Source organism: Microvirga guangxiensis (assembly GCF_900102135.1).
GTDB lineage: Bacteria > Pseudomonadota > Alphaproteobacteria > Rhizobiales > Beijerinckiaceae > Microvirga > Microvirga guangxiensis.
This window is the reverse complement of the sequence record NZ_FMVJ01000002.1, coordinates 1-16111: the sequence shown is the minus strand read 5'-3', so window position 1 is coordinate 16111 and position 16111 is coordinate 1. Positions and strand designations below refer to the sequence as shown.

Below are 16111 nucleotides of genomic sequence, written 5' to 3'. Positions count from 1 at the left end.
ATTCCACTCCATCACCTGAGAAGGCTGCTTTACCAAGGACTGAAGCTAAAGCTGCTCCATTGTCACGCTTATGAATATCTTCTGGCTTGAAGAATGACTTGCTCGTTTCGATCGTCTTTGGCCTAAGATACAGCGGACCTTCTGGACGCTGAACCTGTTTATGCTTCGCATTTTTATCGTTTGCCTTGCTGCGCTTCTTACCCAGGTGACTCTGGTGGGGACTGCCGTCGCGGCCGAAAAAGTGCGCATCCTCACATCCTTCCCGCCACAATTCTTCGAGCCGTTCCAGAGCGTCTTCAGGAAGCGCTACCCCGAGATTTCCCTAGAGTTCGTACAGCGCAAGACCACGACGGCGGTTGCCGACATTGTTGGGGAGAGGCACAAGGCGGACATCTTCTGGGCTTCTGCGCCGGATGCCTTCGAAATCCTGAAAAGGGCGAGCCGACTGACAGTGTTGAAACCGCGTGCCACGGGGGCGCCTGACCTTATTGCAGGCTATCCTGTGAACGATCCGGATCTGACATATCTGGGCTTCGCCCTGTCTGGCTATGGGTTCGTATACAATCCTAGCTACCTCAAGGAGCGAGGATTGCCCGTGCCCAAGGGCTGGAGCGATCTCGCAGCGCCTATTTATAGTGGGCACATCGGCATCAGTTCTCCGTCGCGGTCGGGCACGATGCACCTCATGGTCGAGGCGATTCTTCAAGTCTATGGATGGGATCGCGGCTGGGGCATCTGGTCCGAGATCGGTGGGAATCTCGCGACGGTGACGGCGCGCAGCTTCGGTGTCTCGGCGGGAGTCGCCCGGGGACGTTTCGGAGTCGGTCCATCAATCGACTTTCTGGCGAAGCCGGAAGGTATGCCGGAAGGATCGACCCGGTTCGCTCTTCCTGAAGAGACGCTGTTTGTGCCCGCCAGCATCGCGGTCCTGTCCGGTGCGACCAATCGTGACGGTGCAGAGCGCTTTATCGATTTCGTGCTGTCGCCTGAGGGGCAGGGCCTGCTCCTGAATCCTGCAGTCGCAAGGCTGCCGATCTCTCCAGCCGCCTATCCGGACACCGGGACGGCGGAGAACAACCCCTTCCAGCGCGAAGGCCTGTTTGCCAAGGGCTTGTTCGACGCGGGGCTCTCGGCTGCACGTTATGAGCTGGTCAATATCATCTTCGACGAGATGATAACCTTCCGGAGATCCGAGTTGGGGCGGATGTGGCGCTCTTTGCGCGCACTTGAAGCAACCTTGCTGGAGCGTTCCGACGCCGATGTGGCGAAGCTCCTGAGCGATGCGAGAAGGGCGCTGACGCGTCCGCCCCTTAGCGGAGCGGAGGCCATGGAGCTGGAACGCTGGAGGGGCCTCATGCGCGTAAGGCGCGGGCTTCCTACGCCGGAGCCTCAGGCCCAGCTTGAGGCCCGCATCAAGGTTCAGATCGAGGAGAATATGCAGCGGGCAGCACGCGCGTTAGCTGACGCGACGGCGATACTGGGCAATGCCTATCGGGACATACATGGCCAGGAGGTTGTGCGGCCATGATCCGAGCGAAACGACTTGGAATCGGCGGACGCCTCATCCTCGCCTTTCTTGCAGTCGGTGGGCTCGCGGTTGGTGCCTGCGTCGTGGGATGGCTGTCCTATGCTCGTCTGAGCGAGGAGCAGAACTCGGTTGCGAAAGCTCACCTCCCGGCTCTCGCGTTCTCTGCTCGCCTCGCCGAAGCCAGCGCGAGCGTGATCGCGAGCACACCCGATCTTGCGGTTGCAGAACGCCGTGAAGCCTATGACCGAATTCGCCAGACACTTGTCGAGCGTCTGGCCGCACTCCGTTCCGTTCTCAATGAGCGCAATGACGCGCACTCACTCTCGCCCGAGCTTCTTGTGGTAGCCGATGGCATCGAAACCAACCTCAAGGCCATCGACCAAGTCGCTGACCGACGTTTTCCCCTGCACGAGCGCTCACGTGAGATTGGCGAGGAGCTACGATGGCTCCAGGCGGATCTGATCGAGGAGATCGAGCCGCTCATCGATGATGCCCGTTTCAATATGGAATCGGCTATCGGCAGGGTCGCGCCGGGGGAGGCGGCGCAGGCGGGGCGCAGGACGTTGTTGGAAGAAAGCCGGAAGAGTGAAGCTCTCCTGACAATCAATGCCCATGCCAACCTGATCGTCGGTCTGCTGGGTCGCCTCGGAACCGTGCCGACCATTGAGGACCTTCGGGAGACGAGCAATTTCCTCGGTGAGATGACGGATCAGCTCGACCTGGAAACCAAGGCGCTCGCCACTTGGACTGACACGATCACCATCAGCCAAATGTCGACGCGTCTGCTCGCCATATCCGACCCGGCGTCCGGACTTGCCGCACTGAAGCGGGCCGAGCTCGAAGCCATCGCCGATGCGCAGGCCCTTCTCGCCGAGAACCGGCGTCTCGTGACCCAACTTGGCACGCTCGTGTCACAGGAGGTCAGCCGCACGGAAGCGATCGCACGCGGGGCGGCGGAGCGCTCTGCCGACGCTATCGTGATCGGGCGCAATCTCCTCCTGGCAATCGCTGTCGCTTCGCTCGCCATCACCATCGCAATCGGTTGGTTCTACGTTCGAAGGAATCTCGTCGCACGCCTTCAGGGGCTGACGCTCGCGGCGACGACCATCGCGAGCGGCCCCACAATGCCAGCTCTGCCGCCTCCCACCGACGATGAGCTCGGCGATCTCGCCAAAGCGCTGGCAGTCTTCAGGCAGACGCGAGACGATCTTGTCCAGGCAGCCAAGCTCGCCGCGCTTGGCCAGATGGCGGCGGGCATCAGCCACGAGCTCAATCAACCTCTCGCGGCGATCCGCTCCCATGCATACAATGGCGCCGTGCTGCTCCAGCGTGGTCGACCGGAGGAGGCGAGATCGAGCCTGGATCGGATCCAGGGCCTGACAGCCCGAATGGCAGAGCTGATCAAGCATCTCAAGCGCTTTGCCCGCCGCCCGGCGGCGGCCCTCGAAGCGGTGGACCTCCGTGCGGTTGTCGAAGGAGCCTTGAGCCTGTTCGAGCAGCGTCTCGACGAGGAAAAAGTTAGAGTGCGGATGAGCTTTCCAGAGATATCGCCGAGAGTTCTGGCTGAGGAGGTGCGGCTGGAACAGGTGATCGTCAACCTGATTTCGAACGCGCTCGACGTCCTTGAGGGACAGGCTGACCGTCACATCGATATCGGCGCCGAAGTCAGGGCTGACCGTGTCTGCTTGAGCGTGACCGACAACGGATCGGGAATCGCTGAGCAGCACCGTGCCAGCATTTTCGACCCGTTCTTCACCACGAAGCCCGCCGGGCTTGGGCTCGGCCTCGGCCTTTCGATGTCCTACAACATCGTGAAGGATTTCGGAGGAGACTTGATCTTGGCGACGACAGGCCCGACTGGCACGACCTTTGTGATCGATATGGTGGCGAGCAAGGCATGAGTTCAGAGGCGAAGGTCGTTTTGGTGGACGACGATCAGGAAGTGCTTGACGCTTACCGGCAAACGCTGGAGCTCGATGGGTTCGATGTTACCGCAGTTGGGTCCGCCAAGGCTGGGCTCAACATGCTGTCGCCTGATCTTTCGGCTGTAGTCGTGAGTGATGTTCGAATGCCTGGGCTTGATGGCTTCGGCCTTCTCGATGCCGTTCGCGCGATCGATCCCGATATCCCTGTCGTCCTTGTGACCGGCCATGGCGATGTGCCAATGGCCATCAAGGCGGTTCGGGCGGGCGCCTGGGATTTCATCGAGAAACCTGCCGATCCCGTGCGGCTCGTGGAGACAGTCAGGCGTGCCTCCGCGCATCGCAGCCTCATTCTCGAGAACCGAACGCTCAGGGCAGGGGCCACCGATCAGGACTCCATCGCCGGCCGGCTTGTCGGTCGCTCCGCCGCCATCGAACGGTTGCGGCGCACCCTTCAGACCCTTGCGGACGCTGAGGCCGACGTGCTCCTCCTCGGAGAGACGGGCACAGGCAAGGAGGTCGCTGCCCGCGCCCTTCACGATTTCGGTCGCCGGCGAAAGGGGAGGTTTGTGGCCGTCAATTGCGGCGCTATGCCGGAGACCATGATCGAGAGTGAACTCTTCGGCCATGAGTCTGGCGCCTTCACCGGTGCCCGTGAGCGACGGATCGGCAAGATCGAGCATGCGAGCGGCGGAACGCTCTTTCTCGATGAGATCGAATCCATGCCCATGCCGGCGCAGATCCGGCTGCTGCGAGTGCTTCAGGAGCGGACGATCGAACGGCTTGGATCGAACAAGGAGATCCCCGTCGATATTCGCGTCATCGCAGCTACCAAGGCGGATCTTACCGAACTCGCCGGTAAGGGCGCGTTTCGCGAAGATCTGGTCTATCGGCTGAACGTCGTCACGGTCCGCCTCCCGCCGCTTCGTGAGCGCCGGGATGATGTGCCCGTGCTCTTCACCCACTTTCTCCACCTCGCGGCTGCTCGCCAAGCCAGGGCGGTGCCATCACTGGACTCGTCATTCCTGGAGAGGCTCCAGCAGCAGGAATGGCCGGGCAACGTGCGCGAGTTGCGCAATGCCGCCGAGCGGTATCTCCTCGGCCTCGATGATGATGAGCCTCCTCAGCCGGAGCCGAGCCTCCATGGCGCGTTGACCCTTGAGCGGCAGATGGAGATCGCGGAGCGCCGCGTCATCGAGGAGACCCTCGCACGGTTCGGGTGGCGCATCGGCGCGACGGCGGAGGCGCTCGGGATTACCCGCAAGACCCTTTATTTGAAAATGAAGAAATACGACCTCGGGCGCCCAGAGGAGATCGAGGGCTGACGTTACATTCCTGACCCATGAGGGCAGGGAAGGTTACTGTTCTTTCCCATGCGTTAATCTGTTCGTCCGTTGCGTCTGGGGATTCCTCCTTGAAACGAATATTCTGCGATCCGGCATGGATTGGCACGTTTGTTGCATGGTGGAGTTCGGCCGCCCTCGCGCGGACCCAAGTAAAGAGCCATCATGTTGGAGGAAACTGATGCTACGCCATTCTGTCGCTGCAGCGGCACTGATCAGCACTGCCCTGTTCATGGGCCCTGCCTTCGCTCAGTCCGGCAAAGTCACCGTTGTAACATCGTTCTCAAAAGATGTGACTGATCCGTTCAAGCAGGCTTTCGAGAAGGCCCATCCGGGCGTGACCCTCGACGTGCAGAACCGTAACACGAACGCGGGCGTAAAGTTCGTCGAGGAGACGAAGGCGAACAACCAGGTCGATGTGTTCTGGGCCTCGGCGCCGGACGCCTTCGAGGTTCTGAAGGGTAAGGGTCTGCTCCAGAAGCACAAGCCGAAGGCTGAGGGCATTCCGGAAAAGATCGGCTCCTATCCGATCAACGATCCTGAGAATTATTATTCGGGCTTTGCGGCCTCGGGCTACGGCATCATGTGGAATGACCGCTATGCCAAAGCGAACAATCTGCCTGAGCCTAAGGACTGGCAGGATCTCGCCAAGCCGGTCTATCACGATCACGTAGCCATGGCGGCTCCCTCCCGCTCCGGTACGACGCACCTCACCATCGAGACGATCCTGCAGGGCGAAGGTTGGGAGCAGGGCTGGCGCACGCTGAAGGAAGTGTCCGGCAACTTCCGTCAGATCACGGAGCGCTCCTTCGGTGTGCCGGAGGCGGTTAATTCTGGTCAGGTCGGGTTCGGCATCGTCATCGACTTCTTTGCCTTCTCGTCTCAGGCCTCCGGGTTCCCCGTGAAGTTCGTCTATCCGACGGTAACCACCATTGTACCGGCCAACGTTGCTGTTATCGCCAATGCCCCGAATAAGGCTGGCGCCGAGGCATTCGTCGATTACTTGGTCTCTCCCGCTGGACAGGAAGTGCTGCTCGAGCCCAGCATTCGCCGCCTGCCCGTGAACCCGGCCGTCTATGCCAAGGCTCCTGCGGATTATCCCAATCCCTTCAAGGACACCTCCCTCGGCGCAAAGGTGAAGTTTGATGTGAACGTGTCCGAGAAGCGTACGAACGCGGTTGACGTTCTCTACGATCAGACCATCACCTTCCAACTCGATGCTCTCAAGGCTGCAACCAAGGCGATCCACGACGCTGAGACAGCGCTCGCCAAGAAGGACAATGCCGAGGGCAAGGCCCTGGTGAAGGAAGCACGCGATCTCGTGGCCGCCATGCCAATCTCCGAGCAGCAGGCTTCTTCGCCTGAGATCGCCGGTGCGTTCACCGGCGGCAAGGAGAAGGGCGCGCGTCAGGCCGAACTCGAGCAGCAATGGGCAGCCTTCGCCAAAGAGCGCTATCAGCAGGCTCAGGCCAAGGCAGAGCAGGCTCTGAAGCTCGCACGCTGACCGTTCCACTGGGCGGCTCGCAGAGGCGAGCCGCCCGCAATAGCCCATTTCGGACTCGAGGAGAGCGTCCATGGCTGGCGCCACGACCGCCGGGCGAGCGCATGCGCCGTCCGCGTCTTCCAAATATTTCAGAAAGCTGTCGGCGACGCCGGGGCAGATCGCCCTCGCGCTAGGAATTGCCGTATTTCTTGCCTTTTTTCTTATCGTCCCAGTCGGAACGGTGATCTATGTCGCCTTCACTGAAAAAGGGACCGGCGAGTTCACTCTCGTCAACTTCCTCGATTTCGCGCAGACGGATCTGTTCATCCGCTCGTTCTGGAATTCTTTCTACGTGTCCGCGATGTCGGTCGTCGTCGCGTCGGTTCTCGCGCTGCCGCTGGCCTACATCACCACACGGTTCGAATTTCGCGGTGCGATGCTGATCCAGACGCTGGGCTTTCTGCCGCTGATCATGCCGCCTTTCGTGGGCGCGGTCGCGATGCTGCTCCTGTTCGGCCGCAACGGTACGGTGAACCTGCTTCTCAACGATTGGTTCGGCATCAAGATTCCCTTCATGGAGGGGCTGAACGGAGTCATCTTCGTCCAGGCTGTTCACTATTTCCCATTCATCCTGATCAATCTCTCGGCCGCTCTGCGGAACATCGACAGGGCCATGGAGGAGGCAGCGCAGAATCTCGGCAGCTCCGGCTTCCGGCTGTTCCGCCGCATCGTCTTCCCGCTCGCCATGCCGGGCTATATCGCCGGTGCATCGCTCGTTTTCGTCAAGGTTTTCGACGATCTCGCAACGCCGCTCCTGCTGAACGTCAAGGATATGCTGGCGCCGCAGGCTTACCTGCGCGTCACGTCCATCGGCATTGCCGACCCTATGGGATATGTGATTTCCGTGGTGCTGATCTGCATGTCGATCCTTGCCATGTGGATTTCTGCGCGCGCCATGCGTGGGAAGGATTACGCCACGGTGCAACGCGGCGGCGGCGGCTTGGCGAAACGCCAGATGCGCCCCTGGGAAAGCGTGCTGGCCTATGGGGCCGTTCTGCTGATCCTATTGCTGGTGCTGGCACCGCATATCGGCCTGCTGCTGCTCTCCTTTGCGACCATCTGGTCCTTCAGCCCGCTGCCGGATTCATTCACTGTCGCCCATTACGGACGGGTCTTCGGCGAGAGCTTCGTGTACGTGAAGAACACCCTGATTTATGCCTCCATCGCAGGCCTGATCGACGTGGTTCTCGGCACTGCCATCGCTTATCTGGTGCTGAGGACGAAGCTCATTGGCCGCGAATGGCTCGACTGGGCAGCGACGGCCGCCCTGGCGATTCCGGGCGTCGTGCTCGGCATCGGATACCTGAGGACGTTCTATGGAGTGCAGCTTCCCGACGGCACGCCGCTTGCGACCCTGTGGATCATGATCGTACTGGCGCTGGCGATCCGGCGTCTGCCCTATGCTTTGCGTGCATGCTACGCCGCTCTGCAGCAGATCTCGGTTTCACTAGAGGAGGCAGCAGAAAATCTCGGCGCTACCAAGGTTCGGACAGTGCGGCGTGTCGTGTTGCCACTTATGGCAGGCGGAATCCTAGCAGGCTTCGTCACGAGCTTCGCAACTGCGGCAGTGGAACTCTCGGCGACCCTGATGCTCGTCCAATCAAACGCGGATGCGCCTCTCGCCTATGGACTCTACGTCTTCATGCAGTCGGCGGCCGGGCGTGGTCCTGGAGCGGCGTTGGGCGTCATTGCCGTGTTGCTCGTCGCGTTGTGCACCTTCGCGTCCCACCTGATCATCGAGAAAAGCCAGAAGGCAAAGGCGGCCGGACGTTGATCGCGTCTGGAACCGAGGAAACGACCCTATGAACCAGTCTCTCTCCATTTCCGAATTCGACACCAAAGCCGTTGATGTCGACATTCGTAATGTCAATTTGTCCTATGGTGCCAACCACGTGCTCAAGGGCATCAACCTGCACATTCGTCCCGGCGAGTTCTTCGCATTTCTCGGCCCGTCCGGATGCGGGAAAACGACGCTGCTTCGCCTCATTGCCGGCTTCAACCAAGCCGATGGTGGCGAAGTCCTCGTCGGCGGCCGGGACGTATCGCATCTTCCCCCTTGGAAAAGGGATGTGGGCATGGTGTTCCAGTCCTATGCCCTTTGGCCGCACATGACGGTGAAGCGCAATGTCGCGTTTGGCCTCGAAGAGCGAAAAGTTCCTCGGGCCGAAATCGAAAAGCGCGTTGCGGCGGCGCTGGAACTCGTTGGGCTCGCACATCTTGCCGATCGGCGTCCGTCCCAGCTCTCCGGCGGCCAGCAGCAGCGTGTTGCGGTTGCCCGCACCATTGCCATCGAGCCGAAGGTTCTCCTTCTCGACGAGCCTCTCTCGAACCTGGATGCCAAGATGCGCGTGCAGGTGCGGCGAGAGCTGCGTGACCTGCAGCAGCGGTTGGGCCTGACGACGATCTTCGTCACGCATGACCAGGAGGAAGCAAACACGATCTGTGACCGGATCGCTGTCATGAACGACGGGATCGTGCAGCAGGTCGGAACGCCTATGGAGCTTTACGAGAAGCCCGCTAACCTGTTCGTGGCGAACTTCCTTGGTACGGCGAACATCCTTCCGGGCCGAGTGGTGCGCGAGGGAGGAGAACGCTTCTTCGACATCGACGGCGGCGTCCGACTGCCGATCCCGGCTCACGTGGCCGTGCCGGAAGGAGCCAAGCTCGTCTTCCGGCCGCAGCATGCATCGCTGGGCAAGGGCGGGCAGGGCGATGTTCAACTGCCGGGCACGGTTGTTCATAGCGAGTTCCTGGGCTCTACCCTGCGCTACGTTGTGAAGATCGGTGTCGCGGAGGTCTCCATCGATACCCCGTTCCATTCGGGAGAGGCGCTTCATGAGCCCGGCTCGCCCGTCGAGATCGGCCTTTCCCTGCGCTCGGCCCTCTGGCTAGCCGCCTAAGGTGTTACATCGCATGTCTTCTTTGAAAGCCATCATCTTCGACCTGGACGGAACTCTCGTGGACAGCGCATGCGACCTCCGGGACGCAGTGAACGTCCTCTTGGCAGAGGAGGGTCTTCGGCAACTCGATCTTGATGAAGTCAAATCCATGATCGGTGACGGAGCCGCCAAACTCGTGGAGCGGGCCGTCTCGGCGACAGGAGGAGACCAGTCGCGTCTGTCCGCTCTCGTCGCCCGCTTCCTCCAGATCTATGAGGCAGATGCTACGCGTCACACGCAGGCCTACCCCGGTGTCCCTGAGACGCTGGCGGGCCTGCGCCGGCTCGGCCTTCCGCTGGCGGTGGTCACCAATAAGCCTTATGGGGCCACCATCGACATCCTGGAGGCGCTCGGTCTGCGTGCTTATTTCGATGCGATTGTCGGAGGGGACACGCTTCCAGAGCGCAAGCCGCACCCAGCACCGATCCTGGCGGCATTGGGCCGCTTAGGCATCGCGCCTGAGGCGGCGCTCATGGTGGGGGACAATTACCACGATGTGCAGGCGGCTCAGGCGGCCGGCGTGAGGGCCGTCGCAGTTACCTACGGCTACAGCCACAAGCCCCATGCGGAACTCGGCGCGGAACGCCTGATCGATACGATGCCCGAATTGCTGCCCATCGTTGCGGACGCCGCCTCGTAAGAATCCATAAGGGCTGGCCAAGCGGCAGAATCCTATCCTGGAAATGTGGACAATGAGACTGATCCTAGTGCGCCACGGGGAGACCGTGTGGAACGCAGAGCGCCGTCTGCAGGGTCATGCAGACGCTCCTCTGTCTCTTCGTGGCATCGAGCAGGCGCGGCGTGCCGCGAAGTTTTTTGAGAGCAGCCCCCCTCCCAACCGTGTTGTGTCTTCCGATCTGAGCCGGGCAAGACATACGGCAGAACTTCTTGGATTTACCGGCTTTGCGACCGACGATCGGTTGCGGGAGATGGATCTGGGTGATTGGACAGGCCGATGGATCGAGCAGATCGAAGCGGCGGATCCAGGCGCCTACCGAGACTGGCGTCTCGGAACCTACACGCCGCCACGCGGGGAGGGGTGGAAGCCGTTTCGCGAGCGCGTTGGCGCGGCGCTGGGCGATGCCATAGAGCGGTCCGACGGCGATGTGATCGTCGTTGCCCATGAGGGAGTGGTCAGGGCAGCTTGCGATGTGCTGGTCGGTCTAGCCCCGTCCAGCCTGTCGCCCATCGCTCCGGCGGCCATCACCATCTTCGACATCAATCATTCGCTGCAAACTCGCAGCACTCGCCTTGTGGCACTCAACATCACTATGTCACCGGACGACTTGAGAGTGCAGGGGCTGGATCACGCACCCGTCTAGCAGACGAACAGTGGTGGGTGCCGTTGCAGTTAAGGATGTTCCCAGAATTGGGTACCGCTCCGTCATGGGCGCTGTCTAAACTCGCCTGAACCTTTCAGAGGGGTTTGGGCATGAAGAGGTTAGTGACGGCCGCCGGTCCTGTGGAGGTCGCTCAGATGGACGGATATCTGATTGAGGAACGCCTCCTCGATCAGATCATGATCCAGGTCATCGACAAGGGCGGTGGAAATCTGGAAATCGCCTTCCATGAGAGAGATCGGCGCTACCTCTCACAATTCTCCGCCGAACAGATGGCTGGATGGCTGCAGGAAGCCATGCTTCACATCGAGGCGGCATGTCCGCTGGAGACACCCGATGGGAAACCGGCTTGGATTGCTGATGAGGCAGTGCCGAGAGTGAAGTCGTCCATCAAGGCCATGCGACCTGCGCGACAGGAGCACGATCTTCCCGCGGGCCTGGAGTTCTTGCTGCGGACTTAATTCGTCTTCGCTTCTCTACAGATGAACCGAATGGCTATGCCGTCATTGTCTCATCGCTGAGGAATGTTGCTCCTCGGCATGGCCGGGTTGCGGCCCCATCAAACGAGAGTATGACAATGGCTCGAACCAGCAAGGACGATACTTCACAGCCGAACAGACGACGGAAGGCGCCTGAGAAATCGGCATCCAAATCCATCTCTCACTCCGCCACGAAGAAGGGAGCTGGTGCTTCCAAGCGCGCCCAGCCCAAAGCCATGGCGGGTTCCCGGTCTGCGACGAAGTCTCAGGCTGTTCCCAAGAAAGCGCGATCTTCCGCAGGATCGCGCACTGCTGCACGGTCAACTTCCAGCACATCGCGATCACGCTCCACGACACAAGCCCGCTCTCGGTCCCAAGGCGGCTTGCTAAATCCGATGGCATGGCTCTCCACGCTTGAGACAACGCTTACTTCACCGCAAGCGCGCGCAGTGATGGCGGAAGCTCTTCGGGCTGTCGCGAACGTGCTTGAGAAGCCGCAGGGCCAAAGCGCCGGAACACCAGAGGGGCGCAAAGCCGTGTCCGCTGCAGGAAGCCTCGGCGCCGAGATCGTTGCCGCTCCGCTGGAGGTCGCTGCGGCTGCTATTGGTGCGGCGGGTGAGGTCGTGACAAGCGCCCTTGGCGGATCGCTGAAAGGCGAGGGCGGTAACGGCGGTAGTCGGAAGGGTGGCCGCCGGCCTTCGACGCGATGAAGTCTTCAAAGGCCGGCGACTGGACGCCTTAAACTTCTGGCGATCCGACAGATCGGCTCTGTTCTTGAGGAAAATAAAAATGGCCGCCTTTAGAGGCGGCCTTCTTCTTGAGCAGAAGCGGGTAAAATTAGTTTCTTGATCCCGTGCGTCTTGCCCAGCGCGTGCGGTGTCGGTTTCACGCTGATGACGTCAGTCTGTCCCAAAGTCATTGAGGGAGACGGTTATCTAGGTTCGAGCGCTTCTTGCAAACGCAACCAATTGGTCATGCTGACCATGACCAGTGGAACACGTCGCACCGTGCAGGGCACCTAACATGAAATGGGCGCGTAGTAGCTGACGCCTCTGTGAAATATAAGCCCTACAGCTAACCCTCGGGTGTTGTAGACACGTCTTGCTCACCTACAGCCTCAAGGCTCTCCAAAGACACCCAGCCGACAATGGGATGAGGAACGGGGACGAGATAGGCTCTGTCAGCTTCAAGCTGCTCAACTCTGCAGGAAATCGCTCGCTGATCGCCGGGAGGTCGATATACGACGATTGAGCCGAGTTGTACCTGGGTATTGGATAGGCTGGTGCTAGGAACTGCACCTTGCGCCGGACCAGTTTGCTCTGAAGATGAAGTGGGATCTGCTGCCGATCTAAAGCGGTCTAAGGCGGCAATCGCCACACGGGCTCTGTCCTTGTACCTCTCGCTGACAACCCGGAGGAGCGGCCCTTCTGTTCTGCCAGGGTACCAGGAGGCGCCTCCCACTTTCGCGAGCTCCTTGGCAACCGCGTCAACTTCATCTTCTGTCATCGGATTTTCCCAGCCCTACATCCCAAGAGGAAGATAACAACTAGGTTGGCGACAAAGGATTAACAGACCTTGTCCTCATCGTAGCTGTGTAAGACGGGTAATGTTCGAGGTGTTCTTATACTTACAGGGCTAGAAGGAATAGCTCGATTTAAAGCGATATGAACATTTATAACGTTATGGAGCTGCCTAGCTGAACTAATGCGAGACTTAAAACCTTTGCCTCACTAGGCCGTCAGGTGCAGGTGGTAGATACATAAAAAGAAAGCGCCCCTCTGTTTGGGACGCTTCTGAGTTTGGCCCGTAGGGGCAATTACAGGGCCGATGAGGAAGCATTACGCTAGGTAAGTCGTGCCGTCTGTCGGGTAGCCGACCAACAACCCTCGAGCGGATGCCTAAACCCTGCGACCTGCCGTCGCCCCATAAGCACGTTCAAGAGAACTGCGTCCCGGTTCTACGTAAGCATAAAACGGTGAGACTTGCTGCTATGGTTGGTCTACCGGTTGGAGTTTCTGAGCGGCAGAAGCCTCAAGTATCGCTCGCGCAATGCGCCATAGCACTCGCATGCGGTATCCTCAAGGCGGGCTCGGTCGAGAATTGTGATCGTTCCTCGCCCTTGCGCAATCAAGCCCTTGTGCTGGAGAACGCGGGTCGTTTCGCTCACGGTCGAGCGCTGAACACCCAGCATCTCAGCGAGGAACTCATGGGTGAGTGGGATTTCGGTGCGACCTGTTCGATCCGCCGTACTGACGATCCATCTGCAACAACGTGACTCGACGCTGTGAGCTGTATTGCAGGCCACTGATTGCAACGTCATGACCATCAGGATTTCCGTATAGCGGGAGGCCATCTCCTGTAAGCCGGGGCGGGATGTAAGCGCCGCATGAAATTTTCTTCGGTCCATTTGCAGCATCGTGCCTGGAACCTGTACAACATATCGCCCAAACGTTTCGGTATGGATGCCGGCGAAAGGCAGTCCCAATATGGCTTCTCGGCCGAAGGTGGCCATTTCTGCAATCCGGCCATCTTTCATTTCGCAAACTAAGGAAACAATGGCTGTTACCGGGAAATAGACATGCTGCAGGACCTCGCCTTCATGGGCCAGAATTGCCCCCCGCTGCAATTCAACCTCCTTCAGGTTGGACTCTAACCACTCCTGGTCCGTGGGGCTTAAAGTGGCGATGAGATAGTTGCCGATGAGATCCGCCATATAAGGACCTTGTGTTCGTTATCGAACAACAGTCAGAGAATATGGATGTTGCCAGTGTCGCCCAAATCATCGCGGGCAGGCTAGGCTCGGTTATCTGTTGTCGAACTCACCTTCCAAGCTACGGTGTGTAGCAATAGGGCCTCAAGAATTCGGAGTTATTTCGGCAGACGCTGATGTCTGCCGGCATTCTCTTGGTTCGCCTCTTAAGAGTGCGCCTAGGCTCAAGGGGCGTCAATGATACCCTGGCGTAGGATCTAGGGCTTATCTCACCGTAACCGTGACTGGGTCTCCATAAAGGTTCATTACTTCTGTCCCTTTCTTCATGGCTTTGAAGCGGATCGCACGGGCTGGCACATTGCCTCCACAGGCGCGGCTGCTCCGCGTGCCGACGCCACCATCTGAGAAAGTGCCAAGTTGCGTTGGCGGTAGAGTCGATGTCGTCTGTTCCCAACTCGGAGCAGGGCTCCCACAAGCCCGACCGCGGTTTCCATGAATGATAGTCGATTGGCCAACCTTGAGTGAGACGTTCAAATTGGTCGGAATGTTCTGTGCTGTTGCCGGCATGGCAGTCAGTCCAATGATGACGACCGCACCCATTACAGAAACCGTTTTCATAGCCGTTTCCCTTAAAGCTTGGCAGGAAGCAGCATGATGCTTGATAGGGGCCCGTTCGGCTCGGAGATTTAGTAGAGAACGCTATAGCCCCAATGGCTTAAGGACGGTTGCAAGGAGCCAAAAGGTAGAAGCGCTCTATGAGCTTTTCGATGCGCTAGTGTTGGCGGGCCTTGGGCTCAAAAGAAAACGCGTGCCAGTGTCAGCTGGCACGCGTTCGTTGTGATTTTGGGTTGCTTAAACCGATCAAGCCGGCTTGGGGGCGCCTGCAGTGCCCACTGGGGGCACGGCGGGACGCGGGGCTTTGATATGAGAGGCAGGCGTATCACCGGAGTCTCGGATGGGGGGCTGTCCGTCGAGCAGGTTGCGGATCTCCTCGCCGGTCAGCGTCTCATACTCCAGCAATCCCCGCGCCAGAGCCTCCAGATCCGCCGCCTTCTCCGTCAGGATCCGCCGCGCATCGTTCAGACCCGTCTCCACCAGACGGCGCACCTCCGAGTCGATCTTCTGCGCGGTCGCCTCCGACACGTTCTGCTGACGCCCCATCTGCATCCCCAGAAACACCTCGTCCTGGTTCTCGCCATAGGCCACCGTGCCAAGCTCAGGGCTGAACCCCCACTTGGTCACCATCATCCGCGCCAGACGCGTCGCCTGCTCAATGTCCGACTGCGCCCCCGACGTCACCTTCTCCTTGCCAAAAATCATCTCCTCGGCAATGCGCCCGCCCATCATGATCGCCAGACGCGACGTCATCTGCTCAAAGCTCATCGACAGCTTGTCGCGCTCCGGCAGCTGCATCACCATGCCCAGCGCCCGCCCGCGCGGAATGATCGTGGCCTTGTGCACCGGATCGGTCGCCGGCACGTTCAGCGCCACGATGGCATGGCCCGCCTCATGGTAGGCCGTCAGGCGCTTCTCGTCGTCGGTCATCACCAGGGTGCGCCGCTCGGCGCCCATCATCACCTTGTCCTTGGCGTCCTCGAACTCCTTCATGGTCACGATGCGCTTGCCGCGCCGCGCCGCCAGAAGCGCCGCCTCGTTGACCAGGTTCATCAGGTCAGCGCCCGAGAAGCCGGGCGTGCCGCGGGCAATCACCTTCAGGTCCACGTCGGGCGCCAGCGGCACCTTGCGCACGTGCACCCGCAGGATCTTCTCGCGACCGGTCACGTCCGGGTTGGGCACCACGATCTGGCGGTCGAAGCGGCCCGGGCGCAGAAGCGCCGGATCGAGCACGTCGGGCCGGTTGGTGGCGGCGATGATGATGATGCCCTCGTTGGCCTCAAAGCCGTCCATCTCGACAAGAAGCTGGTTGAGGGTCTGCTCGCGCTCGTCGTTGCCGCCGCCCAGGCCCGCGCCGCGATGGCGGCCGACCGCGTCGATCTCGTCGATGAAGATGATGCAGGGCGCGTTCTTCTTGGCCTGCTCGAACATGTCGCGCACGCGCGAGGCGCCCACGCCCACGAACATCTCGACGAAGTCGGAGCCGGAGATGGTGAAGAAGGGCACGTTGGCCTCGCCGGCGACCGCGCGGGCGGTGAGCGTCTTGCCGGTGCCGGGCGGGCCGACGAGGAGCACGCCGCGGGGGATGCGCCCGCCGAGGCGCTGGAACTTCTGCGGGTCGCGCAGGAACTCCACCACCTCCTGCAAGTCCTCCTTCGCCTCGTCAATCCCCGCAACATCGTCAAACGTGAC

General features: G+C 60.3%; 12 protein-coding genes. 10 read left to right on the top strand and 2 right to left on the bottom strand.

Annotated features, from left to right (window positions below; translation table 11 throughout):
• Positions 1-160 precede the first annotated feature (160 nt).
• The 10 genes from BLP10_RS00070 to BLP10_RS00025 all read left to right on the top strand — a co-directional run bounded on the left by BLP10_RS00070 (position 161) and on the right by BLP10_RS00025 (position 11804).
• Positions 161-1528 (top strand): ABC transporter substrate-binding protein, encoded by a 1368-nt coding sequence (locus BLP10_RS00070; RefSeq protein ID WP_091127836.1) that lies wholly within the window; start codon positions 161-163, stop codon positions 1526-1528.
• Positions 1525-3429 carry an ATP-binding protein gene (locus tag BLP10_RS00065; RefSeq protein ID WP_175493704.1) on the top strand — a complete coding sequence of 635 codons (1905 nt, stop codon included), beginning with the start codon at positions 1525-1527 and terminating at the stop codon, positions 3427-3429. The genes BLP10_RS00070 and BLP10_RS00065 overlap by 4 nt, the downstream gene beginning before the upstream one ends.
• Complete coding sequence (locus BLP10_RS00060) at positions 3426-4775, top strand: sigma-54-dependent transcriptional regulator (protein WP_091127834.1); 1350 nt, start codon at positions 3426-3428, stop codon at positions 4773-4775. The genes BLP10_RS00065 and BLP10_RS00060 overlap by 4 nt, the downstream gene beginning before the upstream one ends.
• A gap of 199 nt (positions 4776-4974) precedes the next feature.
• Positions 4975-6297, top strand: a complete 1323-nt coding sequence (locus tag BLP10_RS00055) for an ABC transporter substrate-binding protein (protein ID WP_091127832.1) — start codon at positions 4975-4977, stop codon at positions 6295-6297.
• A 70-nt stretch (positions 6298-6367) separates the two neighbouring features.
• Positions 6368-8110 carry an ABC transporter permease gene (locus tag BLP10_RS00050; RefSeq protein ID WP_091127830.1) on the top strand — a complete coding sequence of 581 codons (1743 nt, stop codon included), beginning with the start codon at positions 6368-6370 and terminating at the stop codon, positions 8108-8110.
• Between the two features lie 28 nt (positions 8111-8138).
• Positions 8139-9236, top strand: a complete 1098-nt coding sequence (locus tag BLP10_RS00045; RefSeq protein ID WP_091127827.1) for an ABC transporter ATP-binding protein — start codon at positions 8139-8141, stop codon at positions 9234-9236.
• A gap of 13 nt (positions 9237-9249) precedes the next feature.
• Positions 9250-9915 (top strand): phosphoglycolate phosphatase, encoded by a 666-nt coding sequence (gene gph / locus BLP10_RS00040; RefSeq protein ID WP_091127824.1) that lies wholly within the window; start codon positions 9250-9252, stop codon positions 9913-9915.
• A gap of 52 nt (positions 9916-9967) precedes the next feature.
• Positions 9968-10597 (top strand): histidine phosphatase family protein, encoded by a 630-nt coding sequence (locus tag BLP10_RS00035; protein WP_175493703.1) that lies wholly within the window; start codon positions 9968-9970, stop codon positions 10595-10597.
• Between the two features lie 110 nt (positions 10598-10707).
• Complete coding sequence (locus BLP10_RS00030; protein ID WP_139165398.1) at positions 10708-11076, top strand: hypothetical protein; 369 nt, start codon at positions 10708-10710, stop codon at positions 11074-11076.
• A gap of 470 nt (positions 11077-11546) precedes the next feature.
• Entirely contained in the window at positions 11547-11804 is a 258-nt protein-coding gene (locus BLP10_RS00025; protein WP_091127816.1) for a hypothetical protein, read from the top strand.
• A 1289-nt stretch (positions 11805-13093) separates the two neighbouring features.
• On the opposite strand, the gene BLP10_RS00015 is transcribed toward BLP10_RS00025, so the two are convergent.
• Positions 13094-13807 (bottom strand): Crp/Fnr family transcriptional regulator, encoded by a 714-nt coding sequence (locus tag BLP10_RS00015; RefSeq protein ID WP_091127810.1) that lies wholly within the window; start codon positions 13805-13807, stop codon positions 13094-13096.
• An 858-nt stretch (positions 13808-14665) separates the two neighbouring features.
• On the bottom strand, positions 14666-16111 hold a 1446-nt coding region (gene ftsH, locus BLP10_RS00010), incomplete at its 5' end, for an ATP-dependent zinc metalloprotease FtsH (protein WP_091127807.1).